Raw genomic sequence first — 24,098 nt, forward strand, 5'->3', positions numbered from 1 at the left:
ATGGGCGGCATGGACCAGGGCTGGTGGTGGCTGATCGGCGGGGTGCTGCTGCTGATCGCCGAAGTGCTCGCGCCCGGCTTTTTTCTGCTGTTCATTGGCGTCGCTGCGATGGTCACTGGGCTGTTCGTGCTGCTGTTCGGCTTCGGCCTCGCACCGGCGCTGGCTTTGTTCGCCATCTACACCGCGCTCGCCGTTTACCTCGGCCGCAAGGTCTATGCGAACCGCCCGGTCGCTTCCTCGGCCCGCCATCTCAACGACCGCTCGGCGCAGCTCCTCGGCCGTAGCGCAGTGGCGGTGACTGCGATCGACGACCATGGCGGCCGTGTCCGCCTCGGTGATGGCGAATGGAGTGCCCGCGGCGCTTCGGTGCAGCCCGGCGAGCGGGTCGAGATCATCGGCGTTGAAGGCAATTGCCTGATCGTGGAGGCCGCGCCTAAGCTAGGCGCATGACTTCCCTTACCCGCCGTCAGGCCCTCGTCGCCGCCGCTTCCACTACCGCCCTCACTGCCTGCGCAGTCCGCACGCCGGGCGCAGTCGCATCCGCCGGCGCGGGTCCGCGCATCGACGAAGCACAGGCGACTGCACTTCTCGACTCGGTCGCCGCCAACCTCCTCGCCCTGTCGCCCGAAAGCGCGACCTCGCTCGGTATCGACAAGGGTGCCAACGCGGCGCTGCGCTCGCAGCTCTCCGATCGCTCAGCTGCCGGCCAGGCCCGCCTTGCGGCAATGATCCGCTCCGACCTCGCCCGGGTCTCGGCCGTCGATCTTTCCGGACTCACCCCGTCCAGCCGTACCAGCATCGAAGTCGTCCGCAGCGCGTACAACGCCGCATCGCAAGGCTTTGCCCAGCCCTATGGCGATGTCGCGGTCGGGGGCTGGCGCAACAGCCCCTACGTCGTGATCCAGAACGTCGGCGCCTATCTCGACCTGCCGCGCTTCATGGACGCCGACCACCAGATCGAAACCGCGGCCGACGCCGAAGCCTATCTGTCGCGTCTCGCCGCCGCCCCCGGCCAGCTTGACGGCGAAACCGTCCGCATCGTTGCCGCCCGGGAAAAGGGTCTCGTCCCGCCCTCCTTCCTCCTCGACAAGGCGCTGCCCCAGATCCGCCAGTCGCTCGCCGGCGCGAAAGGGGGCGGCACTCTCGTCGAATCGATCGTCCGCCGGACCCGCGAGAAAAACCTGCCCGGCAACTGGGACGCCCGCGCCCGCGCCATCGTTACCGGCCCTTACGCGGCCGCACTGGAACGCCAGATCACCGAGCTCGAGCGCCAGCGTGCTGTCGCCAGCGCCGCCCCCGGCATGGCCGCCCGCCCGGGAGGCGCCGATTATTATCGCTGGGCGCTCAAGGCCTCGACCACCACCAACCTCTCGCCCGAGGAAATCCACCAGATCGGCCTGACCGAGCTGCGCGAGCTACAAGGCCGGATGGACCCGATCCTGAAGAGCCTCGGCTACACCCAAGGCTCGGTCGGCACCCGGATGCAAGCGCTCGGCCGCGATCCGCGCTACCATTTCTCGCCCTGCGACAAAGGTCGCGCCGAGATCATCGCCTTCATCCAGGAACGCCTGCGCCTCGTCCGCGCCAAGCTCCCGCAGATGTTTCACACCCTGGTCCGCGGTAATCTCGAAGTCCGCCGCTTGCCCCCGGAAGAAGAACCCGGTGCGCCCGGTGCTTATGGCGGCGCCGGCTCGATCGACGGATCCATTCCCGGCAAGATGTGGATCAACCTGCGCACCACCGAGCTTCACACCAAGTTCGACCTGCCCGATCTCACCCACCACGAAGCGATCCCCGGCCACGTCTGGCAGGGCGAATATGCCAACAAGCTGCCGCTCATCCGCACCATGCTCGCCTTCAACGCCTATTCCGAAGGCTGGGCGCTTTATGCGCAGCAGTTGGCGGACGAGTTCGGCCTTTACGACGATTTCCCCGCCGGCCGCCTCGGCTACCTCCAGGGCATCGCGTTCCGGGCCTGCCGGCTGGTGGTCGACACCGGCCTTCACGCCAAGGGCTGGAGCCGCGAGCAGGCGGTGCGCTTCTTCATGGACGAGAACGGCACCAAGGAGCCCGAAGCCCGCTCCGAGGTCGACCGCTATTGCAGCTGGCCGGGCCAGGCCTGCGGCTACAAGATCGGCCACACCGCAATCAACCGCCAGCGCACCCGCGCCCAGACGGCGCTCGGGGGCAAGTTCGACATCCGCACTTTCAACGATGCGGTGCTGCTCGGCGGCAACGTGCCGATGGACGTCCTCGCGCTGAACATCGGCGAATATATCCGCTCGAACGGGGGCACGGCCTGAGCCCCCCGCGGGGCTTGGATTTCCGTCATCGGACGGTAATGGGACTGTAACAATGCGCGTCGGCTCCATGCCGGCCGCATGCCCGTGCCAGGAACCCGACCATTCGCCAGATCGCCGCCTTGCCCTATCGCTCGCGAGGAAGCGGGCTCGATTCCCCTGTCCATGTGCTCCTCGTCACCAGCCGCGAAAGCAAGCGCTGGGTGATCCCGAAGGGGAACCCGATGGGCAAGGTCCAGCCGCACGTCGCCGCCGCGCTCGAAGCCGAGGAAGAAGCCGGCGTGCGCGGTGCGGTCTGCCCGCTTCCGCTTGGCTCCTACCGCTATCGCAAGCGGCGCAAGACCGGCGCCAGCCTGATGCTGGACGTCGACGTCTATCCCTTGTCGGTCGCCGAAGAGCTCAGCGACTGGAAGGAAGCGAGCGAGCGCACCCGTCGCTGGTTCACCCTCGCGGACGCCGCCAACGCGGTCGAGGAAGAGGATCTCGCGGACCTCATCCGCTCATTCAACGCCGCCGAATTCAACAGCGCCACGCGGCGCCAGTCCCTGCTCTCAGCCGCTCTCGAAAAGTCCAAGGTAGGTCCGATGTTCGCCTGGTTCCAAAAGCTCCTGCCCGCCACCGGCAACTTCTTCGAACTGTTCGAAGCGCACGCCGAAAGCGTCTGCGCCGCCAGCCAGGCGCTGAGCCGCCTGTTCAACGACGGCTCGGCGCGCGCCGACCACATCCGCGAAATCGGCGAGCGTGAGCATGATGCTGACAACATCATCCGCGAAACGCTCGGCACCGTCCGCCGCACCTTTCTGACGCCATTCGACCGCGGCTCGATCACTTCGCTCATCTCGGCGATGGACGATGCGATTGACGAGATGCAGGCCGCCGCCAATGCGGTCGACCTCTACGGCTTCACCGAATTCGAGCCCGAGATGCGCGACATGGTCGGGATCATCGTTGATTCCGGCCGCCTGCTTGCCGAAGCCCTTCCGCTGCTGCGCGACGTCGGTCGCAATGCCGCACGCCTGCACGAGCTGACCGAGCGGCTGGTCCGTATGGAAGGTCATGCCGACGAGCTTCACCGCGCCGGCCTCAAGGTCGCGTTCCAGCGCTTCGGCAGCGACCCTGCCGGGGCCATGCAGTTCACCGTCCGCCGTGAGATCTACAAGCATCTCGAACGGATCGTCGACGCCTTCGAAGACGTCGCGAACGAGATCGACAGCATCGTCATCGACCATGCTTGAGGTCTGGGCCTAATGCACGAGCTCGCATTTCCCCTGCTGGTCGGGCTGATCATCGTCGCACTGGCGTTCGACTTCCTGAACGGTCTTCATGACGCCGCCAACTCGATCGCTACGGTGGTCGCGACGCGCCTGCTCGGGCCGGTGCAGGCGGTGGCCTTTGCCGCCTTCTTCAATTTCGCGGCCTATTTTCTCACCTTGGCCTTTCCAGCATTGCACGCCGTTGCGGACACCATCGGCAAAGGGCTGATCGACAAGGATCTCGTCACCCCGGCGGTCGTCTTTGCGGCGTTGATCGGAGCGATGTTCTGGAACATCGTGACGTGGCTCAAGGGCATTCCAAGCTCGTCCAGCCACGCGCTCGTCGGCGGCATGGTTGGGGCGGGACTCGCTTCGGCGGGCTTCAACACGATCCAATGGAGCGGCGTCTCCAAGACCCTGCTGTTCATTCCCCTCGCGCCGCTGCTCGGCATGGCCATGGCGATGCTGGTGATGCTGCTTTCGTCCTGGCTGGCGAAACGCGCTTCCAACCGCGGCGCGGACAAGACCTTCCGCCGCCTTCATCTCGTCTCGTCTGCCGCCTACTCGCTCGGTCACGGCCTCAACGATGCGCAGAAGACGATGGGCATCATCACCGTGCTGCTGTTCTCGACCGGCTATCTGCGGGGCGATTTCGAGGTGCCGCACTGGGTGGCGATCAGCTGCTATATCGCGATTGGCCTCGGCACGCTGACCGGCGGGTGGAAGATCATCGAGACGATGGGCAGCCGGATCACCAAGCTCGACCAGCACCAGGGCTTCTCGGCCTCGGCCGGCGGATCGGTCATGCTGTTCGGCGCCAGCCTGCTCGGAATTCCCGTTTCCACCACCCACACCATCACCGGGGCGGTGATCGGTGCAGGTGTCGCGCGCCGGGCGAGCGCAGTTCGCTGGGGCGTGGCGCAAAGCGTCATCATGGCGTGGATCATCACCATCCCCGCCAGCGCCAGCGTCGCGGCGCTCATCTACGCGCTGACCCGGCTGTTCTAAATCGCCGGGCAAAGAAAAGGCGGACCGTCACGCCGACGGCCCGCCCCTTCTTAGCTTGCAATGACAGAGATCAGGCTGCCTGAGCAACCTTTGGCTGGCACTGCCGAACGCCTTCTTCGACATGCTCGGCGAACTGCTCGAAATTGTCGCAGAACAGGTCGACCAGCTTGGCTGCGGTGCGGTCGAATTCGTCCTTGTCGGCCCAGGTCGACCGCGGATCGAGGATCGCGCCGTCGACGCCCGGCACCGACACCGGCACCTCGAACCCGAAATAGGGGTCCTTGCGGAACTCGGCATTGTTGAGGCTGCCGTCGAGAGCGGCGTTGAGGAGCGCGCGGGTCGCCTTGATCGGCATACGCTTGCCGGTGCCATACTTGCCCCCGGTCCAGCCGGTGTTGACCAGCCAGCAGGTCACCCCGCCCTTGGCGATCCGCTCTTTGAGGAGGTTGCCGTAGACGCTCGGGTGACGCGGCATGAAGGGCGCCCCGAAGCAGGTCGAGAAGGTCGCTTCCGGCTCGGTCACGCCGATCTCCGTTCCCGCGACCTTGGCGGTGTAGCCCGACAGGAAGTGGAACATCGCTTGGTCGGCGGTGAGGCGGGCGATCGGAGGCAGCACGCCGAACGCGTCGGCGGTCAGCATGATGATCGTCTGCGGCACCGGCCCCATGTTCTTTTCGGAAGAATTGGGGATGAAGTCGATCGGATAGGCCCCGCGGCTGTTCTCGGCGAGGCTGTTGTCGTAAAGGTCAAGCTCACGCGTCTCGGGATCCATGACCACGTTCTCAAGCACCGTGCCGAAGCGCTTGGTGGTGGCGTAGATTTCCGGCTCGGCTTCCTCCGAGAGGCGGATCATCTTGGCGTAGCAGCCGCCTTCGAAGTTGAAGACCGCGGTGTCCGACCAGCCATGCTCGTCGTCACCGATCAGCGTGCGGTTGGGATCGGCCGACAGCGTGGTCTTGCCGGTACCGCTGAGGCCGAAGAACACCGCCGTGTCGCCATCGGGACCGATATTGGCCGAGCAGTGCATCGGCATGATACCGTCTTGAGGCAGCAGATAGTTGAGAAGCCCGAACACCGACTTCTTCATCTCGCCGCCATATTCGGTCCCACCGATCAGGATCACCTTCTTGGTGAGGTTGATCGCGATCACCGTTTCGGACCGGCAGCCATGACGGTCGGGATCAGCCTTGAAGCTCGGCAGGTCGATGATGGTGTAGTCGGGCGCGAAGTCCGCCAGCTGTTCGCCTTCGGGGCGGACCAGCATCGTGCGGATGAAGAGATTGTGCCAGGCGTACTCGTTGATCACCCGGACCTTGACCCGGTGCTCGGGCTGCGATCCGCCGAACAGGTCGGCGACGAACAGTTCCTGCTTCTGCCCAAGCGCAGCGAGGAAGTCCTCGTGGAGGCGGTCGAATGCGGCCGGATCCATCGGCTTGTTCGACTTGCCCCACCAGATGTTGCCCTCGGTGGTCTCGTCGCGAACGATGAAGCGGTCCTGCGCGCTGCGGCCAGTATGACGGCCGGTCTTGACGACCAGCGGGCCATCCTTGGCGATCATGCCTTCGTTGCGCGCAAGCGCCGCTTCATAAAGGCGCGCGGTGACGAGATTCCAGTGAATGGTGGCCGACGTCGCGATACCCTGCGAGTCGAGGCCGTAGGAAGGAACCCTGTTCGTCACTCTTCTTTTCCCTTTCGCTCATGGGCGAGCGGCGGCAAACCCCCGGAGTGGAAGGCGCCGCCGCATACGTATGCGGTGAGGTGAACCGCCTATGCCCGCAAAAGGTTGCGACGGTCAAACAAGGTCACTGCCTTGAAGCGTTGTGGGACACTGGGCTAGGGCTCCGGTGCCATGACCGCTCCCGTGATCGCGCTGGTCGACGACGACCGCAACATCCTGACTTCGGTCTCGATCGCCCTCCAGGCTGAGGGCTTTGTCACTCGGCTTTACCCCGATGGATCTAGCGCGCTGAAGGCGCTCGCCGACAATCCTGCCGATCTTGGCGTATTCGATATCAAGATGCCGGGCATGGACGGCCTCGCCCTGCTGTCGGCGTTGCGGGCAAGCGGCGGCGCTTCGGCCGCGATGCCGGTGATCTTCCTGACGTCGAAGGACGACGAGCAGGATGAGGCGCATGGCCTTGCGGCTGGCGCCGATGATTATATCGCCAAGCCGTTCAGCCAGCGCCTGCTGATCGCTCGTATTCGCGCCATCCTTCGCCGCGCCGATATGAGTCGCGCTACCGCCCCGGAAAGCGATTCCGAGGCAACCTCACCGGTGATCGAACGCGGACGCCTGCGGCTTGATCCTGCGCGTCACCAGGTGACGTGGGGCGGCCGGCCGGTGACGCTGACTGTGACCGAGTTCCTGATCCTCGAAACGCTCGCCCAGCGGCCCGGCGTGGTGAAGAACCGCAACCAGCTGCTCGACGTTGCTTATCAGGAAGACGTGTTCGTCGACGACCGGACCATCGACAGCCATATCAAGCGAATCCGCCGCAAGTTCCGCGCTGCCGACCCGCAGTTCGATGCGATCGAGACCCTTTACGGCGTCGGCTACCGCTTCAGCGATGGCTGAGCCCGCTCCTGACTTCTCGCCGCGCCTGAAAATGCCGTGGCGGCTCTCGCGCCGCATTCTTGGCGTCAATCTCATCATCCTGCTGGTGCTCGCGTTGGCGCTGCTGTTCCTCGACAGCTTTCGCAATCAGCTGCGTGACGAGCGGCAAGCGCAAACGAGCAATCTGGCCGAGCTTGCAGCGACCGCAGTCCCCAAGATCGCGGCCGGTGACGTGCCGATGCTTCTCGGCGACATTGGCGGCGCGACGGGCGCACGGGTGCGGCTCTACGGCCGCGACGGGCAGCTCCGGCAGGACAGCTGGCGCGGCACGCAGCCGAGCTATCGCCTGCGCGATCCAGCGACCCAGCGCTGGACCAAGGAAGCCGCCCGCGCGCTCGATCGTGCCTTCAACTTCGTCGTCGGTGAGCGCAGCCTCACTGACTTTGTCGAACCGGCAATCGATCGTGTGCAGGCGTGGCCCGAGGCGCAGGAGGCACTCCGCACCGGACGCACCACGTCGGTCGTCCGCAGCGCACCGGACCTTACCCCCGTCCTGTCGGCTGCCGCCCGCACCACAACGGGCGAAGTGGTGCTGGTCACAGCCAACGATCGCAACTTCACCCGCACCGTTCGCCAGGAACGGACCAAGCTCGGGCTTGGCCTGCTTGCCGCGGCCCTGTTCTCCTTTTTTCTCTCCCTGTTCCTTGCCCGGACCATCGCCCGACCGCTGCGTCGATTGGCGCTTGCCGCGCACCGGGTCCGGCTTGGACGCTCGCGCGAGGTCAACGTGCCCCGCTTCAATCGTCGCAAGGACGAAATCGGTCTGCTTGCCCGCGCGGTCAGCGATATGAGCCAGGCGCTGCGCCAGCGGATGGACAATCTTGATGCCTTTGCGGCCGACGTCACACACGAGCTGAAGAACCCCCTCGCCTCGCTGCGCAGTGCGGTGGACGGGCTCGACAGCATCGAGGATCCCGCGCTCAGGCGCCAGCTTCTCGATGTGGTCCGCCAAGATGTTCACCGGCTGGACCGACTGATCGGCGACATCGGAGAGGCCGCGCGGACTGACGCCGAGCTTGCCCGCGTCGCCTTCGAACCGGTCGATCTCGGCACTCTCGTCGGCAATATCTGCCAGGGATGGCAAGAACGGCGTCTGACCGGCAACGTCCGCATTGCTTTCGCCCGCCCTCGTGCCGCCTCCGCGATCGTCATGGCCGAACCGCACCGGCTTGCCCGGGCGATCGACAATCTCATCGACAATGCGGTGAGCTTCTCGCCTTCCGGCGGACTGGTCGAGGTGGCCGTTGCCGCCGTGGGTGAGAACGTCCGCATTCGCATCGACGACGAGGGTCCTGGTGTTCCTGCAGCGTCGCGTGAAGCCATCTTTAATCGCTTTGTTTCAGTAAGGCCGCAGGGTGACGATTTCGGTCGCCACTCGGGACTCGGCCTTGCGATCGCTCGTGCAATCGTGAAGGGCCATGACGGGGAGATTGACGTGGCCGACCGCGACGACGCGCCTTCCGGCGCCCGCTTCACCATTTGCCTGCCGGCCGCTGCTGCCGTGGTCGAGGGCGGCCAGGCATGAGCCTCCGCCTGTCGAGCGAGACGCTGCACGCCAGCACCGTTGCGGTGGACGGCCGTGCCGTGCTGATCACCGGCCTGTCAGGATCGGGCAAGTCCGATCTCGCGCTGCAGTTGATCGACCGCGGCTTCACCTTGGTGTCGGACGACCAGACCATCGTTCAGAAGCGCGGGTCCACCTTGCACGCCAGCGCACCGGCGACCATCCGCGGCAAGCTCGAGATCCGCGGTATCGGCATCATCCCCATGCCGGTGGTGGAGGATGTGCCGGTGGCCCTGGTGGTCGAGCTTGCAAGCGACGTTCAGCGCTTCCCCAGTGACACGCGCGAGCGGACCATCTGCGGCCTTGCCGTGCCAATGATCAGCATCGACGCACGCACCGCCTCGGCGCCGTCCAAGGTGTCGCTCGCACTCGAGCGGTTTGGGCTGAAGTGAGCGGGCGACAGCAGGCTCCGGATCGCTTGCCGCGCCTGCTGCTCGTCACCGGCATGTCGGGCGCGGGCAAATCGTCGACGCTTGGCGTGCTGGAAGACATGGGCTGGGACACGGTGGACAATCTGCCGACCAGCCTTCTTCGCGACTTCGTTCACCGGGCCGACCGGTCGAGTTCGTCGGCCAATGTAGCGGTCGGCATGGACGTCCGCAGCCGCGGCTTCGATCCGCATGCCCTGCCCTCGCTGGTGCACTCGATCCCCGGCGTGCGGCCCGAAATCCTGTTCCTTGACGCCACCGGGGCCGAGCTGATCCGCCGCTACGGCGAGACCCGCCGCCGCCATCCGCTGGCGCCCGACCGCCCAGCCGAAGATGGCGTTGCCCGTGAGCGCAACCTGACCGCCGCGCTTCGTCTGGCCGCCGATGCGGTGCTCGATACGACCGATTTCAAGCCGGCCGACCTGCGCGATGAACTGCGCCGACGCTATGGGGAGGAAGGCAACGAGCTGGTCGTCACGCTCACCAGCTTCGGCTTCGCCCGCGGAATCAGCCGCACCGCCGACCTCGTGTTCGATCTTCGCTTCCTGCCCAATCCGCACTGGATCGATGCGCTGCGCCCTCTCACCGGCGCCGACGCACCGGTTGCCGACTATGTCGCCGCGCAGGACGGCTGGGACGAGTTCATGGGCCGCACCGAAGAGCTGCTCGCCTTCCTGCTCCCCCGCTACTGGGAAGCCGGCAAAGCCTATGTCGGCGTGGCGTTCGGCTGTACCGGCGGGAGACACCGTTCGGTCGCAGCCGCGCTGGCGATGGGCCAGCGGTTGCGTGCGCGCGGCTTTTCGCCGAATATCCGTCACCGAGACCTAGCGCTTCGCTCCGATGATTCTCTTGAACTCGGCCAAATGCGCATCGAAGGACCTGAGAAGCGCTGAAATGATTGGATTAGTGCTGGTGACCCACGGCCGTCTCGCGGCCGAGTTCATCGTTGCGATGGAGCATGTGGTCGGGCCGCAGGACTCGGTGGCCGGCATCTGCATCGGGCCCGATGACGACATGGAAGCGCGTCGCAAGGACATTGCCGACGCGATCAAGGACGTCGACAGCGGATCCGGTGTGATCATTCTGACCGATCTGTTCGGCGGCACCCCATCCAATCTCGCGATCAGCCTGATGAAGACGGGGGACATCGAAGTGATCGCGGGCGTCAACCTGCCAATGCTGATCCGCCTTGAAGGCGCGCGCAAATCGATGAACGTCCGCGCCGCGGTCGCGGCCGCGCGCGAAGCCGGACGCAAGTACATCTCGGTCGCGTCCGAGATCCTCGGCGAGGCAGCGGCTTGAGCGGGGCGACCAGCCGCACGGTGCGGATCGAGAACAAGCGCGGGCTGCATGCCCGGGCGAGCGCCAAGTTCGTCACCCTGGCGAGCCAGCTCGGCACCCCGGTGGAAGTCGCCAAGGACGGCAACAAGGTTTGCGGGACGTCGATCATGGGGCTGATGATGCTCGGCGCCGCGCGCGGCGACTCGATCGAGATCAGTGCCAGCGGCGATGGCGCGGACGAAGCGGTGGCGCAACTCAGCCAGTTGGTTCAGGACAAGTTCGGCGAGGACTGAGCCCTGCCCCGCCACATTACCTCTTTCAGCAACGATACCGTCAAACGCCTCCGCTCCCTGCGTGAGAAGAAGGCGCGGCGGCTGGAAGGGCTGTTCCTGGCCGAGGGCCTGCGGATCATGGCCGAGGCACGCGATGTCGGCGTCCTGCCGGAGGTCGTCGCCTGCGCCGAGGGCGAGCTGCATCCGCTGGCCGCCGAGATCGTCGAGCAGGCCGAAGCGGCTGGAGCCGAGGCGATCGTGGTGCCGGACCAAATTATGGCCAAGATGAGCGGCAAGGATAATCCGCCGCTTTTGCTTGGCGCTTACCGCCAGCCGCGGGTTGGTCTTGCCGATCTCGATCGCAGCGCCTCGCCCTTGTGGTTCGTCGCGGAGAAGCTGCGCGATCCGGGCAATATCGGAACCATCCTGCGGACGGGCGATGCGGTCGCGGCTGGCGGGCTGATCCTGGTCGACGATAGCGCCGACCCGTTCAGTGTCGAGGCGGTCAGGGCGTCGATGGGAGCCATCTTTACCCAGAAGATCGTTCAGGTGCCGTGGGCGACCTTTCTTGCCTGGCTTCGGGAGGGGCCGGGGCAGCTGGTCGGGACCAGCCTTCAGACAAGCCATGACTATCTCGAGCCCACCTATGAGAAGCCCTGCTTCCTGCTGGTCGGCAATGAGCAGGCCGGCTTGCCGGAGGCCTATGAGGCCGAGTGCGATCTTCTGGTGAAGATGCCGATGCTGGGCCGGGCCGACAGCCTTAATGCGGCGGTGGCGACGGCGGTGATGGCCTTTCACATCCGGGCGAGCTGGCGCGGAGCCTGAGCGAAGTTCTCGAAGTTCACATAGGGGCGACGTTTCGCGAAGCGCCCCTTTCCGGCTCGGGCACTTGCCGGAACGAACCTCAAAGGTACGCTGACAGGCGGGCTCCTACATTGCAAGCAGGTCGGACACCGTTCATCTGCGCAGCGTTACACCGCCGTCATGACCTCGATGAAGGCTGATCCCATGCGTGCTCTCGCTGTTGCCGCCGCGGCCCTGCTCAGTGGCTGCGCCACCGTGCCGACAGTGCCGGTCGAGCCGGCCGCGGCCTATCGCGCACTCGGGACCGAGCCGTTCTGGTCGTTGGAGCTCAATGGGCGCGAGATGGTGTTCACCGAGGCGAACGCACCCGGTCAGCGCATCGTCGAGCCGCAGCCGCGCGCGATCCACGGCTTCGCGGGCGACATCTATCGGGGCAAGCGGATCAACCTCAACATCGTCCATGGCCAGCGTTGCAGCGACGGGATGAGCGACCGGGTGTACCCGGATAAAGTGCAGGTGCGGGTCGACGACCGCTCGTTCGAAGGCTGCGGCGGCGGCTTGGAGACGGCGGCGCGCTAACCCCTACTCCGCCACCGTCACCTCGTCGTTCGCAGCCGGTGGCGCGAGCTTGGTCAGCGGGCGGGGAGCGACTTCGACCATCGGCGGCGAGGCGATTTCCTTGGTGCTGCCCGACCCCAAACCCTCGAAGCGCTTGGCCTGCGTGAAGACCTGCGTCTCAAGGCTGCCGACCATCTTGTTGTAGGCGTCGTTGGCAGTGGCGAGGTTGCGGCCCATGCGGACGACATGCTCGGCCATGGTGGCGATGCGGCTGTGGAGTTCCTTGCCGAGCGCCGCGATCACCTCGGCCTGTTCGGTGATCTTCTCCTGCCGCCAGACGCTGGCAACGGTGCGGGCGATGGCAACGAGGTTGGTCGGGGTCGCCAGCAGCACGCGCCGCTCGAACGCCCATTCCCACAGCTGCGGGTCCTGTTCGAGCGCGGCGGTGAGGAAGTGCTCGCCCGGAATGTACATGATGACGTAGTCCGCCGCCTCGCCGAACTGCGCCCAATAATCCTTGCCGCCGAGCTGCTGCGCATGGTTGCGCATGGATGCGACGTGAGCGCGGAAGCAGGCGGTGCGGCGTTCCTCGTCCACTTCCTCGCACGCTTCGAGGAAGGCGTTCAGCGAGCATTTGGCGTCGATCACCAGCTTACGATTGCTCGGCAGGTTGACGACCACGTCGGGACGTAGGCGGCCATCGGCGGTGTCGAGGCTGACTTCCATTTCGAAGTCGATGCCTTCGGTGAGACCCGCCTGGACCAGCACGTTGCGAAGCGACTGCTCGCCCCACCGGCCGCGTGCCTTGGGGCTGGAGCGGAGCGCGTTGACGAGGTTGCGGGTCTCGTCGCGAACCTGGCCATTGTTGCGGCGTAGTTCGCCGAGCACACCGCGCAGTTCGCCATAGCTGTCCTTGCGCTCGGCCTCGACGCGCTGGAGACCTTCTTCGTAGCGCTTGAGGGTGGCTTCGACCGGCTGCAGCAGGTTCTGGAGCTTGGCCTGATGCTCCTTGCGCTCGTAATCGAGCTTTTCGCCTGCCCGCTTCAGGAAGCTGTCGTGGGCCGTCTCGACCGCCTTACCGGCGAGTTCGCTGAAGCGGGTCTCGAGCTTGGCTTCGAGCTCCTTCACCTGGGCAAGCTGCTGGGTGAAGGCGCGTTCGCGCTCGGCCTGGCCTTGTTCGAACGCGGCCTTGGCTTCGGCAAGGATGCGCACCTCGCCGCGCATCTTGTCGAGATCGGCTTCGGCGGCGGCCGCGCGTTCGGCGAGCGGCTCTAGGCGGGCGACGTCCTGCTGGGCGCGGTTTCGCTCATCGGTGGCGGCCTTGAGGCTTTCTTCGGTGAGGCGAAGGCGGCCGGCCTGTTCGGAGGCGACCGCATGATCGCGTTCAAGCGCGGTCAGCCGCTCGCGCGCGTCCTTCGCTTCGGCCTGGGCCGCGGCGGCTGGGCGCGAGCCGAGAAACCAGCCGGTAAGGACCGCCGCCACCGCAACGAGGCCAACTAGCAGTGCAATCATCAACGCGTCCACGACTCAGCCCCACACCGTCCGACAAGAGAACAGAGGTAGAACTAACGGGCTTGCGCGCGCGGCACAATGACTTGGGGCGAGCGCGACTTGGCCGGGGGCGGCGGCTCGGCTAGGGCGCGCGGCCATGAGCATGTTCGAAGGCCGCCTCGCCCTTGTCACCGGAGCCAGCCGCGGGATCGGCGCGGCGATTGCCGAAGCGCTGGCACGCGAGGGCGCGCATGTGATCCTGACCGCGCGGACGGCCGCGGCGCTGGAGCAGGTCGAGGAACGCATCCATGCCGCGGGTGGGACGGCGACGATCGCTCCGCTCGACCTCACCAAGGCCGAGGATATCGGCAAGCTGGCGCAGGCGATTTCCGGGCGGTGGGAGAAGCTCGATCTGTTGGTGCTGAACGCTGCCACGTTGGGCACGCTGACCCCGGTCGAGCATATCGACGTCAAGGAATATACGCGGCTGATCAACCTCAACCTGCTGGCGCCGCAGGCGCTGCTGGCGGCGTTCGATCCGATGCTGAAGGCGTCGGACAAGGCCGAGGTGGTGGGCGTCACGAGCAGCGTTGGCGCGACCCCGCGGGCGTTCTGGGGCGCCTACGGATCGAGCAAGGCGGCGCTGGAGACGTTGCTTGGCGCGTATGCCGACGAGACGGCGTTCAGCGGCAAGCTTCGGGTCACGGTGCTGGATCCGGGCGCGACCCGGACGCAGATGCGGGCCAAGGCGTTTCCGGGCGAGGACCCGGCGGACGTCAAGGCGCCCGAGGTAGTTGCCGAGCGACTGCTTCAGTTGTTGGGCGAAGAGCGCGAGAGTGGCGCCAAGGTGCGGGTCGAGGCCTAAGCCTTCACCAGCGTGACCTGAGCGACGTCGATACCGCCGCCCCGGAAGCCGCCTTCGCAATACATCAGATAATAGCGCCACAAGTCGTGGAATGCAGGGCTGAAGTCGGCAAGGCGGCCGGCTTCGACCGCGGCGTCGTAGTTGGCGCGCCAGAGGCGGAGCGTTTCGGCATAGTCGAAGCCGAAGGCGTGGGGATCGTTCCAGCTTAGGCCGCGGTCAGCAGCGAGGGTGCGGAAGCGGGGCTCGTGGAGGAGCATGCCGCCTGGGAAGATGTAGGTCTGGATGAAGTCGGCGCTGGCGGCGTAGGCGTCGAACAGCTCGGGCCGGATCGAGATATATTGCAGCGCTGCGCGTCCGCCGGGGCGGAGGTTGGCGGCAATGGCGTCGAGATAGGCGGGCCACCAGCGCTGGCCGACGGCTTCGACCATCTCGACCGAGGCAAGCGCATCGTAGCTGCCGCGGTGGTCGCGATAGTCTTCGAGGCGGATGGTGACGCGGTCGGCAAGGCCTTCGTCGGCGATGCGGCGCTCGGCCCAGGCTTTCTGCTCGGTCGAGAGGGTGAGGCCGGTGACATGGGCGCCGCGCTTGGCCGCCGCGATGGCGAGGCTGCCCCAGCCGCAGCCGATTTCAAGCAGGCGCGTGTCTTTACCTATTGCGAGCCGGTCAAGGATGGCGTCGATCTTGGCGTGCTGGGCGGCTTCGAGGGTGGCGTCGGGCGCACGGAACAGCGCGCTTGAATAGCTCATGCTCGGGTCGAGCCAAGCGGCGTAGAAGTCGTTGCCGAGGTCGTAGTGGGCGGCGATGTTGCGGCGGGCCTGGCCTGGCGCATTGTCGCGCCATTGGTGGGCGAGCCAGTTGACCAGGCGGAACGGGCCTTTGGCGCGGGCTGCCTCACCAAGGCTGACGGCATTGCGCATGAACAGGTCGAACAGCGGCACGGGGTCGGGCGAAGACCATTCGCCGCGCGCCCATGCCTTGTACCAGCCGACGCTGCCGCTGGTGGCGAGGCGAACAAGCGCGCGCCAGCTGTGGAGGGTGACGACCGGCTCGGGCCCCGGGGCATGGAAGCCGATTGCACGGGTGCTGCCATCGGGAAGGCTGCCGTGGATGCCTCCTTCGCGCAGCCGCTCGTGAAGCTGGTCGAGGATGCGGGCAAAGGCCGGCGCGGCGAGTCGGCCGAGCAGGCCGGCGCCGGTGACGAAACTGCGGTCGGCGTTGAGGAGGTGCGAACCGCGTGTGGCCATGGCCGCCTCTTAGCGTCAGGAACCGCGCTTGCGATAGGCCTCCAGCGCGCGTTCGCGGGCTTCCTTGTGGCCGATCAGGGGCGCCGCATAGTCTGGCGGCGCGGCGCCCCTGCCCCACGGATCGTGGATGTCGGCGTCGGACAGCTTGGCAAGCTCGGGCACCCAGCGGCGGATGTAGTCGGCAGCGTCGAACTTCTCGCTTTGGCCGAGCGGCGCCATGATGCGGTAGAAGGGCTGGCTGTCGAAGCCGGTGCCGGCGATCCATTGCCAGTTCTGGCTGTTGTTGGCGTAGTCGGCGTCGATCAGCGTGTCCCAGAACCACAGGGCGCCGCGCTGCCAGGGGATGAGCAGGTGCTTGACCAGGAAGCTGGCGGTGACCAGCCGCGCGCGGTTGTGCATCCAGCCGGTCGCCCACAATTCGCGCATGCCGGCGTCGACCAGCGGATAGCCGGTCTGGCCGCGGGTCCAAGCGGCGAAGTCGGCGTCGGCCTGCTTACCGGCGCGGTGGCGTAGTTTCATCGGACGCTGTTCGGCCTCGCCCAGCTTGGGATCGGCAAGGATGATGTGGCGGGAGAAGTCGCGCCAGGCGAGTTCGCGGTGGAACTTGTCACCGGCCGCGCCGCCGAGGCCGTGCCACAGCTCACGCGGGCTGATTTCGCCGAAGTGAAGGTGGGTGGACAGCTGGCTGGTGCCGCTTTCGGCAGGCAGGTCGCGGCGCTCGGCATAACGGGCGGCTTCGGCGGCGAAGCGCTTGAGGTGCTTGTGCGCGCCGGTTGAGCCAGGCTCCCACTTGTCGAAGCCGGTGGCCCAGTTCGGATGGGTTGGAAGCAGCTGCCACTCGTCGAGCTTGTCGCTCGTCGGAAGCTTGTCGGGACAAGCCAGGTTCGGCGCGGGCCGGGGCTTTGGGGGCGGCAGGTGGCTTTCCAGGGCCCGGTAATAGGGGCCGTAGATCTTGAACGGCTTGCCAGCGCCCGAGCGGATGGCGGAAGGGTCATGGAGGACGTCGCCGTCGTGGAGGATGACGAAGTCGCCATGCTCCCGCTCGGCCTCGCGCCACCAGGGCTCGTAATGGCGGGTGGCGTGGACCCCTCCGGCGCCGAGTTCCTTGGCGACGTCGCGCACGACCTTGGACGAGCGGCCGCGGCGCAGGATGAGGGCGGAGCCGAGCTTGTCCAGTTCGCCCGCCAGCGCCGTGAGGCTGTGGTGCAACCACCAGCGCTGGGCGCCGCCGATCTTCCATTTGCCCGGTGTCTCGTCGTCCAGGACGTAGAGGCCGACCACCGGCCCGCGCTCGGCCGCGGCGATCAATGCGGGGTGGTCGGCGGTGCGGAGGTCCTGGCGGAACCAGACGAGTTGAGGGGAAGCCATCGCTCGCATCAACGCGGTGGACCGCGCAAAGGCACTATGGCCCTGAGGGCAGGTCCAGGGGGATCTGGAAGCTGGCGGTCGGCGCGCGGCGGCGAATGGCGGCGGGGACGCGCTCGTCGTCCAGGGCGCGATAGTAACGCTGGTCGGTGAGGACCGGACGGCCATCGACCTCGACCACGATCGGCATCCGCGACCAATAAAGGAAGGACCGGACCATCCGCCGCTCGGCCCGCGCGCGAAGGAAGCGCGGATCGTCGAGGTTCAGCGGAGTGCGAGCTGGGCTGAGCCGAAGCCCGTCGTTCGGCGAAAAGCTGCCGCTGCCCCACTCACGATCGCTGCGCCAGGCCAGGCTTCGTTCCCAGAAGGCGAGCGGCGGTGGGCTGGCGACGATCAGGCGCGGTTGGATGCCGCGTTGGCGCAGGGCTGCGGCGAGGCTCCGCTCGGCGTGCGCGCTCCAGGCCACGTTGACCGCGATGTAGGTGAGGAGGACAAGGCCGGCGAGCTGCGCGGGGCGGCCGGGGTGAACCCCTCCCCGCTTCCCCCGGCGCACCGACAGCCAGATGCCGAGGCCGAGGATGATCCAATAAACCCAGTCGATGATGAAGATGGCGTTGGCCGAATACCAGCGGTCGCCCAGCGGCGCGAAGAAAGCGACCGCGTAAGTCGTCAGCCAGTCAAGGAACGGGTGACTGATGACGGCCAGCAAAGTGACGAGGAACAGCGGCCAGGCGCGGAACGGCGTAGCGCCGGGCTTTGCCGGCTTGAGGCGGTCGACCAGCCATAGCAGTGCGACGGTGCCAGCAGCCATGATCGGCAAGCCGAACAGAGCGTGGGTCGGCCCGCGGTGGAAAGCGATGTTGTCGACGGGCAGGAACAGCGGCGCGATAACGTCGATGTCGGGGGCGTTGGCGCCGAGGATGCAGCCGGCAAGCGCAAAGCGGCTGGCGCGCTTCAGGCCCATTTGCCCCAGCAGGGCACCGGCGAGGCTGTGGGTGAGGTTGTCCACCGATCAGGGGCGCGCGGCGAACCAGATGAGGTGCCGCGGGCCTTTGCCGTTGTGGCGGGCGCGGACCACCTCCTCCTCCACCGCGAAACCGGCGCGCGCCAGCGTGCGGGTGAAGCGTGAATCCGGACCTGCCGACCAGATGGCGAGAATGCCGCCCCGGCGAAGCGCCGCCTTGGCAACGGCAAGGCCGCCTGGCTCATAGAGCCACTGGTTGAGCGCGCGGACCAGCGCATCGGGGCCGTTGTCCACATCGAGCAGGATCGCGTCCCAGCCGCCTTTCTCGATCTCGCCCGCGACATCGCCCTGGACGATGCGGACACGGGGATCGTCGAGGCAGCCGGCGGTGAGTTCGGCCATCGGGCCCCGCGCCCAATCGATGATCTGCGGCACGAGCTCGGCGAGCACGATCTCGGCGTCGGCCGGCAGGCTGCGAAGGGCGGCGCGCAGGGTGAAGCCCATGCCGTAGCCGCCGATCAGCCAGCGCTGCTTCGGGCGGGACCCAAGCCGCTCGGCGGTCATGGTCGCCAGCGCTTCTTCCGAGCCCGACATGCGGGTGCTCATCAATTCGTCGCGGTCGACCAGGATCATGTGGTCACCACCGCGTGCGTAGAGGTGCATCTCCGGCCCGTTGGGGATGCGCGCGGAGGCGATGTGCGTGCGGGGGATCATGCCGCTGCAGCGAGACTATTCGGCACGCGGTTCCTTTTCGACCATCCAGCTCTGACCCTTGCCGACGAGGCTCTGGAGGTCGGGCTTCTTGCCGGCCGCGGCGGTTTCGTTCTGCTGGATGACCGAGACTTCAAAGGTCGGAGCGGGATCGTCGTAGATGACGCCGAGCGCAACCGGGAAACCGACGGGCGGCATCTCGACCAGCATGTGGGCGAGCGCGCGGCTGCGGATGTTGTGGGTCAGGACCGCGGGATCGTCACCGGCGACGACCTTGAGGGTCAGGGTGTCGGTGTCGAGTGCGATGCCCTTGGACCCGCCGGCGAACAGCATCTTCTCGCCATGCTTCAGCCACAGCTGCATCTCGCTCGCGACATCGCGGGCGGTGAAGGGGGCGAAGACGTCGTCATTGTAGACGACGCAGTTCTGGAAGATTTCGATGAACGCGGTGCCTTTGTGGGCGTGGGCGGCCTTGAGCACGTCGGGAAGCGACTTGTGGACGTCGATCCCGCGCGCGACGAAGCGGGCGCCGGCGCCAAGCGCAAAGGCGCAGGGACGCGCTGGGGTATCGACCGAGCCGAACGGGGTCGAGGGCGAGCGAGTGCCGACGCGGCTGGTGGGCGAATATTGGCCCTTGGTCAGACCGTAGATCTCGTTGTTGAACAGCAGCACCTGGCAATCGAGGTTGCGGCGCAGCAGGTGCATGGTGTGATTGCCGCCGATGCTGAGCGCGTCGCCGTCGCCGGTGATGATCCACACGTCGAGGTCGGGATTGGCGAGCTTGACCCCCGTCGCTACCGCCGGCGCGCGGCCGTGGATGGTGTGGAAGCCGTAGGTCTCCATGTAATAGGGAAAGCGGCTGGAACAGCCGATGCCGGAGACGAACACGGTCTTTTCGCGAGCGACACCGAGGTCGGGCATGGTCCGCTGCACGGCTTTCAGCACGGCATAATCGCCGCAGCCGGGGCACCAGCGCACTTCCTGGTCGCTCGCCCAGTCCTTGGCGGTGGTTTTCTCGATCGAGGTCAGCTCGTTCATGGGTCAGCGTCCGTAGAAGAGGTAGATCATGCCAAGCACCAGGATCAGCATGGCAATGTAGGGAACGGGGTTGATCGGCTTCATCAGTGGACCTCGGCCGCGTGCGGGTGGCCTTCGTCGCGGCCGCTGTCGGCTTCGGGGAGCTGGGTGGCGTCGGGCGCCAGCGTGCCGCCGTGAGGGGCGCGGGCGGCGGCTTCGATCTCGGCGATCTTGAAGGGCTGGCCGCTGGTCTTGGTCAGGCTCTGCACGTCAACCAGATACTGGTCGCGCAGCAGGGTCTTCAGTTGGCCCGTGTTCATCTCGGGCACGATCACGGTGCCGAAGCTGCGGAGCAGGTCGCCGAGATTTTGCGGCAGTGGCCAGATGTGGCGGAGGTGGACGTGGGCGACGTCGTGGCCCTGCGCCTGCAGCCGCTTCACCGCCTGGTGGATCGGGCCGAAGGTCGAGCCCCAGCCGACCACCGCGACCTTGGCCCCGGCGCGGCCGAGGCAGACGTCCTGTTTGGGAATGTCGCGGCCGATGCCGAGCACCTTGTCCTGGCGGAGCTTGGTCATCTCGGCATGGGCACCGGGCGAGTAGTCGATATCGCCGGTGCCGGGGCGCTTCTCGATCCCGCCGATGCGGTGGAGCAGGCCGGGGGTGCCGGGCTTGATCCACGGTCGGGCGAGCTTGTCGTCGCGGCTGAACGGCTCGAGCTTGCCGGCCTCGTTGCGCGGCACGCTGGTCTCGGTCGCGTGGGTGACCGGGAACGGTGCGTAGCCGCTCATGTCCGGCACCTTCCACGGCTCGGCGGCATTGGCGATGTAGCCGTCGGTCAGCAGCATGACGGGGGTCATGTAGCGCGTGGCGAGGCGCACCGCTTCGATCGCGCAGTCGAAGGCGTCGGCAGGCGAGCGGGCGGCGATGACCGGCATGGGCGCGTCGCCGTTGCGGCCGTAGACCGCCTGGTAGAGGTCGCTCTGCTCGGTCTTGGTCGGCAAGCCAGTCGAAGGCCCGCCGCGCTGCGAATTGACGATGACGAGGGGCAGCTCGGTCATGATCGCGAGGCCCATTGCCTCGGTCTTGAGCGCGATGCCTGGGCCGCTCGAGGAGGTGACGCCGAGGCTTCCGGCGTAGGATGCGCCGATCGCAGCGCAGATGGCGGCGATTTCGTCCTCGGCCTGGAAGGTGGTGATCCCATATTCTTTGAGGCGGCTGAGGTGGTGCAGCAGCGCCGAAGCCGGGGTGATCGGGTAGCCGCCGAAGAACATCGGCAGGTCGGCAAGCTGCGCGCCCGCGACGAGGCCGAGGCCGAGCGCTTCGGCGCCGGTGACGGTGCGGTAGAGGCCCGGCTCGGCCGGGGCGGCTTCGATATGGTGGGGGCGGAAGGCCGCGCCCATTTCGATCGTATCGCCATAGGCGTGGCCGGCGTTCAGGGCGGCGACGTTGGCTTCGGCGAGGACCGGCGCCTTGGCGAACTTGGTCTTGAGCCAGTCGACGATCGGGCCGCGGTCACGGTCGAACATCCACAGTGCGAGGCCGAGCGTCCACATGTTCTTGCAGCGCAGCGCCTCCTTGTTGCCGAGGCCGAACGGCTTCACGGCATCGAGGGTGAGCTGCGAGATGTTGAACTTGATGAGCTGCCAGCGGGCGAGGCTGCCGTCTTCGAGCGGATTGGCGTCGTAGCTGGCCTTGGCGAGGTTGCGGGCGGAGAATTCGCCTTCGTCGGCGATGATCAGGCCGCCATCGCGCAGTTGGGCGACGTTCACCTTCAGCGCCGCGGGGTTCATCGCGACGAGGACGTCGGGTTGGTCGCCAGCGGTTTCGATGCTCGCTGAACCGAAGTTGATCTGGAAGGCGGAGACGCCGAAGGTCGTTCCCTGCGGCGCGCGGATTTCGGCCGGGAAGTCGGGGAAGGTCGCGAGGTCGTTGCCGGCGAGTGCGGTGGAGAGGGTGAACTGCCCGCCGGTCAGCTGCATGCCGTCGCCGCTGTCGCCGGCGAAGCGGACCACGACGTTTTCGGGAACGAGGTCGGCGTGCGCCTCCTCGGGGGTGAGCATGTGAGTGGCCGTGGCCATGACGCGTCCTGCAAGGGATAAGGGGTTGAGCCGCCTTTAGCGCGTGGAACGGACGGCGTCACCACGTTAGGGCGGCTCCCATGACCCAGCCTTATGTCCGCCCCGACGTCGCCGCTCTGCTGACAATCGCCAATGGCCCCGGAGGCAAACGGGCCGTCGACGTGGGGCTGGTCGAAGCTCGAAAGATGCTTCACGCCAGCCGGTCGCTGTTCGATGCGCCGGTGGGTGAGTTGGCGGTGCTTCGCGATGTGAGCGGCGGCCCATGCCCGATGCGGCTGTACGATGCGCGGGAGCAGCGCGGGGCGGGCCCGGTCCTGGTCTTCTATCATGGCGGCGGGTTCGTGCTTGGCGATCTCGATACCCACGACCCGATCTGCGCCGAGCTGGCGCGGCTCACGGGGTTGCCGGTGGTGGCCGTCGATTACCGTCTGGCGCCCGAGCACCCCTTCCCCGCCGGCCCGGACGACGCCATCGCTGCGGCGCGGTGGGTGGCGGGCAGCCCGGCGGAGCTGGGGCTGGAGGTGACCGGGCTGGTGCCGACCGGCGACAGCGCGGGCGGGACGTTCTCCATCGTCACCGCGCTGGCGCTACGCGACGAGCCGGCGGCGGTGCCGGTGCTGGCGGCAATGCCCTTCTATCCCGCCGCGCACCCGACCAAACAATATCCGAGCCTCGACACATTTGGCGAAGGCTATCTCCTCAGCCGGGCGTCGATGGGCTGGTTCGATGAGTGCTATGCGCCCGACCGCAAGGACTGGCGCTACGATCCGCTGGCCAAGCCGCTGGCGGGCCTGCCGCCGATGATCGTGGTGACCGCCAGCCACGATCCGATCCGCGATCAGGGCCGTGCGTTCGCCGCCACCTGCATCGAGGCCGGAGTCGAGATCGCCTATCAGGAATGCGGAGGCACGATCCACGGCTTCCTCAACCTGCGCAAGGCATTGCCGAGCGCACAGGTAGATCTCGAGCGCGCAGTTGCCCAGCTTGGGCTCTTCCTCGATCGGTCCGTCGCATAAGACGACCAGCGCCGAAACGATCGCGGAACCCCCTCCCCCCGCCTTTCGCTGAACTCGCGGCGGCACATCCGACCGCCGCGTAAAGGGAGATCCATGCCATGCAGGGTAACGTCATTTCCGCCGTGTTCGACAGCCGCGCCGAAGCCGAGCGCGCGATCCAGGAACTGCGCAGCGCCGGAGTCGACAACGACGCCATCTCGGTGATCGGCCGCGATGAGGATCATGGCAGCGGCCATCACGGTGATGGAACGGTTGATGATGGCAAGGAGCCGACCAGCTTCATTGCCAAGGCCGCCGCCGGTTCGGGCATCGGCGCGCTGCTGGGTGTTGCCGCGCTCGCCATTCCAGGCGTTGGACCGCTCGCCGCTGCCGGCGCCATTGCGGCATCGGCCGTTCCCGGCGCGGCGCTGACCGGAACTGCGGTAGGTGCCGCCGCCGGTGGCCTCGGCGACCTACTCGGCAAGCATGGCGTCAGCGACGAAGACAGCCGCTATTATGGCGACCGCATCAATGACGGTGGGATCTTCGTGTCGGTTGATACCAGTCGCGGCAGCTTCGACCGCGCCCGGGTCGAGGACGTGCTTCACCGCGCTGGCGGCCATAGCTCCAGCCGAGCACGGATGACGTCGGCTACCACCTCCTCCTACTAAGGTCATGGCGCCCCGGGCTTGTCACGCCGCTTGGCGCGGCGGGCCCGGGGTGACACAGGCACTGCATGACCCAGAACACAGCCTATCGCCGCGGAGTCGGCGTCATGCTCCTCAATGCCGACCGCCAGGTGTGGGTCGGCCGCCGCATCGATCGCACCGACGAAGCGTGGCAGATGCCGCAGGGCGGGATCGATGAGGGCGAGGCGCCATGGGACACCGCGCTTCGCGAATTGCAGGAAGAAACCGGCATCCCCCCGCACCTCGTCGAGCGGATCGCCGAGTGTCCCGAGCGGCTGCGCTACGAATTGCCGGAAGAGCTCAAAAGCAAATTGTGGGGCGGCAAGTGGCGGGGCCAAGAGCAGGATTGGTTCCTGTGCCGCTTCCTGGGCCGTGAAAGCGATGTCGATATCGCCACCGAACATCCGGAATTCGACGCCTGGAAATGGGTTGCACCATCCGCGCTGCCCGACCTCATCGTGCCATTCAAGCGCGACCTCTACCGGCGCCTGATCGAACAGTTTCGCGAGCATATCGACCTGCCGCTCCCCTGACGGGAGGAATGGGGAACGGGGAGCCACGCGAGTCCGTTGGCTGCACTTCCCCACAGGAGCGTTC

24 protein-coding genes are annotated in these 24,098 nt (G+C 66.8%); 16 read left to right on the plus strand and 8 right to left on the minus strand.

What is annotated here, in order from left to right:
* The first annotated feature begins 9 nt into the window (after positions 1 to 9).
* From ACP69Z_RS11790 to ACP69Z_RS11805, 4 genes are all read left to right on the plus strand, one after another.
* The gene (locus ACP69Z_RS11790; protein WP_426267671.1) at positions 10 to 450 is read left to right on the plus strand and encodes an NfeD family protein; all 441 of its coding nucleotides are present in this window, start codon (positions 10 to 12) and stop codon (positions 448 to 450) included.
* A complete protein-coding gene (locus ACP69Z_RS11795; protein ID WP_426267672.1) occupies positions 447 to 2,303 on the plus strand; it encodes a DUF885 domain-containing protein in 1,857 nt (618 codons plus the stop codon). The genes ACP69Z_RS11790 and ACP69Z_RS11795 overlap by 4 nt, the downstream gene beginning before the upstream one ends.
* Positions 2,304 to 2,467: 164 nt before the next feature.
* The gene (locus ACP69Z_RS11800) at positions 2,468 to 3,535 is read left to right on the plus strand and encodes a DUF47 family protein (RefSeq protein ID WP_426267673.1); all 1,068 of its coding nucleotides are present in this window, start codon (positions 2,468 to 2,470) and stop codon (positions 3,533 to 3,535) included.
* Positions 3,536 to 3,547: 12 nt separating this feature from the next.
* Entirely contained in the window at positions 3,548 to 4,561 is a 1,014-nt protein-coding gene (locus ACP69Z_RS11805; RefSeq protein WP_426267674.1) for an anion permease, read from the plus strand.
* Positions 4,562 to 4,631: 70 nt separating this feature from the next.
* Here the strand turns inward: ACP69Z_RS11805 and ACP69Z_RS11810 are convergent, their stop codons facing one another.
* Positions 4,632 to 6,239 carry a phosphoenolpyruvate carboxykinase gene (locus ACP69Z_RS11810; RefSeq protein WP_426267675.1) on the minus strand — a complete coding sequence of 536 codons (1,608 nt, stop codon included), beginning with the start codon at positions 6,237 to 6,239 and terminating at the stop codon, positions 4,632 to 4,634.
* Positions 6,240 to 6,410: 171 nt separating this feature from the next.
* On the opposite strand from ACP69Z_RS11810, the gene ACP69Z_RS11815 reads away from it, so the two are divergent.
* From ACP69Z_RS11815 to ACP69Z_RS11850, 8 genes are all read left to right on the plus strand, one after another.
* Positions 6,411 to 7,136: a response regulator transcription factor gene (locus tag ACP69Z_RS11815; protein ID WP_426267676.1), complete on the plus strand. Its 726-nt coding sequence runs from the start codon at positions 6,411 to 6,413 to the stop codon at positions 7,134 to 7,136.
* On the plus strand, positions 7,129 to 8,700 hold the full coding sequence (locus ACP69Z_RS11820; RefSeq protein ID WP_426267677.1) for a HAMP domain-containing sensor histidine kinase: 1,572 nt from the start codon (positions 7,129 to 7,131) through the stop codon (positions 8,698 to 8,700). Before ACP69Z_RS11815 ends, ACP69Z_RS11820 begins: the two co-directional genes overlap by 8 nt.
* Positions 8,697 to 9,131, plus strand: a complete 435-nt coding sequence (locus ACP69Z_RS11825; RefSeq protein WP_426267678.1) for an HPr kinase/phosphorylase — start codon at positions 8,697 to 8,699, stop codon at positions 9,129 to 9,131. Before ACP69Z_RS11820 ends, ACP69Z_RS11825 begins: the two co-directional genes overlap by 4 nt.
* Positions 9,132 to 9,157: 26 nt before the next feature.
* On the plus strand, positions 9,158 to 10,060 hold the full coding sequence (gene rapZ / locus ACP69Z_RS11830) for an RNase adapter RapZ (protein ID WP_426267679.1): 903 nt from the start codon (positions 9,158 to 9,160) through the stop codon (positions 10,058 to 10,060).
* Position 10,061: 1 nt separating this feature from the next.
* The gene (locus ACP69Z_RS11835; RefSeq protein ID WP_426267680.1) at positions 10,062 to 10,469 is read left to right on the plus strand and encodes a PTS sugar transporter subunit IIA; all 408 of its coding nucleotides are present in this window, start codon (positions 10,062 to 10,064) and stop codon (positions 10,467 to 10,469) included.
* Positions 10,466 to 10,741, plus strand: coding sequence for an HPr family phosphocarrier protein (locus tag ACP69Z_RS11840; RefSeq protein ID WP_426267681.1), 276 nt, complete (start codon positions 10,466 to 10,468; stop codon positions 10,739 to 10,741). Before ACP69Z_RS11835 ends, ACP69Z_RS11840 begins: the two co-directional genes overlap by 4 nt.
* Positions 10,742 to 10,744: 3 nt before the next feature.
* The gene (locus ACP69Z_RS11845; protein ID WP_426268099.1) at positions 10,745 to 11,545 is read left to right on the plus strand and encodes a TrmH family RNA methyltransferase; all 801 of its coding nucleotides are present in this window, start codon (positions 10,745 to 10,747) and stop codon (positions 11,543 to 11,545) included.
* Between the two features lie 183 nt (positions 11,546 to 11,728).
* Positions 11,729 to 12,103, plus strand: a complete 375-nt coding sequence (locus tag ACP69Z_RS11850) for a COG3650 family protein (protein ID WP_426267682.1) — start codon at positions 11,729 to 11,731, stop codon at positions 12,101 to 12,103.
* A gap of 3 nt (positions 12,104 to 12,106) precedes the next feature.
* On the opposite strand, the gene rmuC is transcribed toward ACP69Z_RS11850, so the two are convergent.
* On the minus strand, positions 12,107 to 13,594 hold the full coding sequence (rmuC, locus tag ACP69Z_RS11855) for a DNA recombination protein RmuC (RefSeq protein ID WP_426267683.1): 1,488 nt from the start codon (positions 13,592 to 13,594) through the stop codon (positions 12,107 to 12,109).
* Between the two features lie 136 nt (positions 13,595 to 13,730).
* Between rmuC and ACP69Z_RS11860 the strand changes: the two genes are divergently transcribed.
* Complete coding sequence (locus ACP69Z_RS11860; protein WP_426267684.1) at positions 13,731 to 14,438, plus strand: SDR family NAD(P)-dependent oxidoreductase; 708 nt, start codon at positions 13,731 to 13,733, stop codon at positions 14,436 to 14,438.
* Here the strand turns inward: ACP69Z_RS11860 and ACP69Z_RS11865 are convergent.
* The 6 genes from ACP69Z_RS11865 to ACP69Z_RS11890 all read right to left on the minus strand — a co-directional run bounded on the left by ACP69Z_RS11865 (position 14,435) and on the right by ACP69Z_RS11890 (position 21,817).
* Complete coding sequence (locus tag ACP69Z_RS11865; RefSeq protein WP_426267685.1) at positions 14,435 to 15,682, minus strand: class I SAM-dependent methyltransferase; 1,248 nt, start codon at positions 15,680 to 15,682, stop codon at positions 14,435 to 14,437. The genes ACP69Z_RS11860 and ACP69Z_RS11865 overlap by 4 nt on opposite strands.
* A 15-nt stretch (positions 15,683 to 15,697) precedes the next feature.
* The gene (locus ACP69Z_RS11870; protein WP_426267686.1) at positions 15,698 to 17,050 is read right to left on the minus strand and encodes a cryptochrome/photolyase family protein; all 1,353 of its coding nucleotides are present in this window, start codon (positions 17,048 to 17,050) and stop codon (positions 15,698 to 15,700) included.
* A gap of 34 nt (positions 17,051 to 17,084) precedes the next feature.
* Positions 17,085 to 18,056 (minus strand): metal-dependent hydrolase, encoded by a 972-nt coding sequence (locus ACP69Z_RS11875; protein WP_426267687.1) that lies wholly within the window; start codon positions 18,054 to 18,056, stop codon positions 17,085 to 17,087.
* Positions 18,057 to 18,059: 3 nt separating this feature from the next.
* Complete coding sequence (locus ACP69Z_RS11880; RefSeq protein ID WP_426267688.1) at positions 18,060 to 18,725, minus strand: spermidine synthase; 666 nt, start codon at positions 18,723 to 18,725, stop codon at positions 18,060 to 18,062.
* A gap of 15 nt (positions 18,726 to 18,740) precedes the next feature.
* On the minus strand, positions 18,741 to 19,760 hold the full coding sequence (locus ACP69Z_RS11885) for a 2-oxoacid:ferredoxin oxidoreductase subunit beta (RefSeq protein ID WP_426267689.1): 1,020 nt from the start codon (positions 19,758 to 19,760) through the stop codon (positions 18,741 to 18,743).
* 83 nt (positions 19,761 to 19,843) lie between these two features.
* A complete protein-coding gene (locus ACP69Z_RS11890; protein WP_426267690.1) occupies positions 19,844 to 21,817 on the minus strand; it encodes a 2-oxoacid:acceptor oxidoreductase subunit alpha in 1,974 nt (657 codons plus the stop codon).
* Positions 21,818 to 21,897: 80 nt separating this feature from the next.
* Here ACP69Z_RS11890 and ACP69Z_RS11895 point away from each other — a divergent pair, with 80 nt between their 5' ends.
* The 3 genes from ACP69Z_RS11895 (at position 21,898) to ACP69Z_RS11905 (ending at position 24,034) form a co-directional block, all read left to right on the plus strand.
* Positions 21,898 to 22,833, plus strand: a complete 936-nt coding sequence (locus tag ACP69Z_RS11895; RefSeq protein ID WP_426267691.1) for an alpha/beta hydrolase — start codon at positions 21,898 to 21,900, stop codon at positions 22,831 to 22,833.
* A gap of 98 nt (positions 22,834 to 22,931) precedes the next feature.
* A complete protein-coding gene (locus ACP69Z_RS11900) occupies positions 22,932 to 23,483 on the plus strand; it encodes a general stress protein (RefSeq protein ID WP_426267692.1) in 552 nt (183 codons plus the stop codon).
* A gap of 65 nt (positions 23,484 to 23,548) precedes the next feature.
* Positions 23,549 to 24,034, plus strand: coding sequence for an RNA pyrophosphohydrolase (locus ACP69Z_RS11905; RefSeq protein ID WP_426267693.1), 486 nt, complete (start codon positions 23,549 to 23,551; stop codon positions 24,032 to 24,034).
* Positions 24,035 to 24,098: the final 64 nt, after the last annotated feature.

The organism is Sphingomonas sp. LHG3443-2 (assembly GCF_049896405.1).
Lineage (GTDB): Bacteria > Pseudomonadota > Alphaproteobacteria > Sphingomonadales > Sphingomonadaceae > Sphingomicrobium.

Coding starts and splice junctions, on each gene's coding strand:
- ACP69Z_RS11825 (WP_426267678.1), top strand. CDS start 8,697: ATGAGCCTCCGCCTGTCGAGCGAGACGCTGCACGCCAGCACCGTTGCG.
- rmuC (WP_426267683.1), bottom strand. CDS start 13,594: ATGATTGCACTGCTAGTTGGCCTCGTTGCGGTGGCGGCGGTCCTTACC.
- ACP69Z_RS11870 (WP_426267686.1), bottom strand. CDS start 17,050: ATGGCTTCCCCTCAACTCGTCTGGTTCCGCCAGGACCTCCGCACCGCC.
- ACP69Z_RS11795 (WP_426267672.1), top strand. CDS start 447: ATGACTTCCCTTACCCGCCGTCAGGCCCTCGTCGCCGCCGCTTCCACT.
- ACP69Z_RS11820 (WP_426267677.1), top strand. CDS start 7,129: ATGGCTGAGCCCGCTCCTGACTTCTCGCCGCGCCTGAAAATGCCGTGG.
- ACP69Z_RS11790 (WP_426267671.1), top strand. CDS start 10: ATGGACCAGGGCTGGTGGTGGCTGATCGGCGGGGTGCTGCTGCTGATC.
- ACP69Z_RS11905 (WP_426267693.1), top strand. CDS start 23,549: ATGACCCAGAACACAGCCTATCGCCGCGGAGTCGGCGTCATGCTCCTC.
- ACP69Z_RS11865 (WP_426267685.1), bottom strand. CDS start 15,682: ATGGCCACACGCGGTTCGCACCTCCTCAACGCCGACCGCAGTTTCGTC.
- ACP69Z_RS11850 (WP_426267682.1), top strand. CDS start 11,729: ATGCGTGCTCTCGCTGTTGCCGCCGCGGCCCTGCTCAGTGGCTGCGCC.
- ACP69Z_RS11890 (WP_426267690.1), bottom strand. CDS start 21,817: ATGGCCACGGCCACTCACATGCTCACCCCCGAGGAGGCGCACGCCGAC.
- ACP69Z_RS11805 (WP_426267674.1), top strand. CDS start 3,548: ATGCACGAGCTCGCATTTCCCCTGCTGGTCGGGCTGATCATCGTCGCA.
- ACP69Z_RS11900 (WP_426267692.1), top strand. CDS start 22,932: ATGCAGGGTAACGTCATTTCCGCCGTGTTCGACAGCCGCGCCGAAGCC.
- ACP69Z_RS11885 (WP_426267689.1), bottom strand. CDS start 19,760: ATGAACGAGCTGACCTCGATCGAGAAAACCACCGCCAAGGACTGGGCG.
- ACP69Z_RS11880 (WP_426267688.1), bottom strand. CDS start 18,725: ATGATCCCCCGCACGCACATCGCCTCCGCGCGCATCCCCAACGGGCCG.
- ACP69Z_RS11895 (WP_426267691.1), top strand. CDS start 21,898: ATGACCCAGCCTTATGTCCGCCCCGACGTCGCCGCTCTGCTGACAATC.
- ACP69Z_RS11835 (WP_426267680.1), top strand. CDS start 10,062: ATGATTGGATTAGTGCTGGTGACCCACGGCCGTCTCGCGGCCGAGTTC.
- ACP69Z_RS11860 (WP_426267684.1), top strand. CDS start 13,731: ATGAGCATGTTCGAAGGCCGCCTCGCCCTTGTCACCGGAGCCAGCCGC.
- ACP69Z_RS11815 (WP_426267676.1), top strand. CDS start 6,411: ATGACCGCTCCCGTGATCGCGCTGGTCGACGACGACCGCAACATCCTG.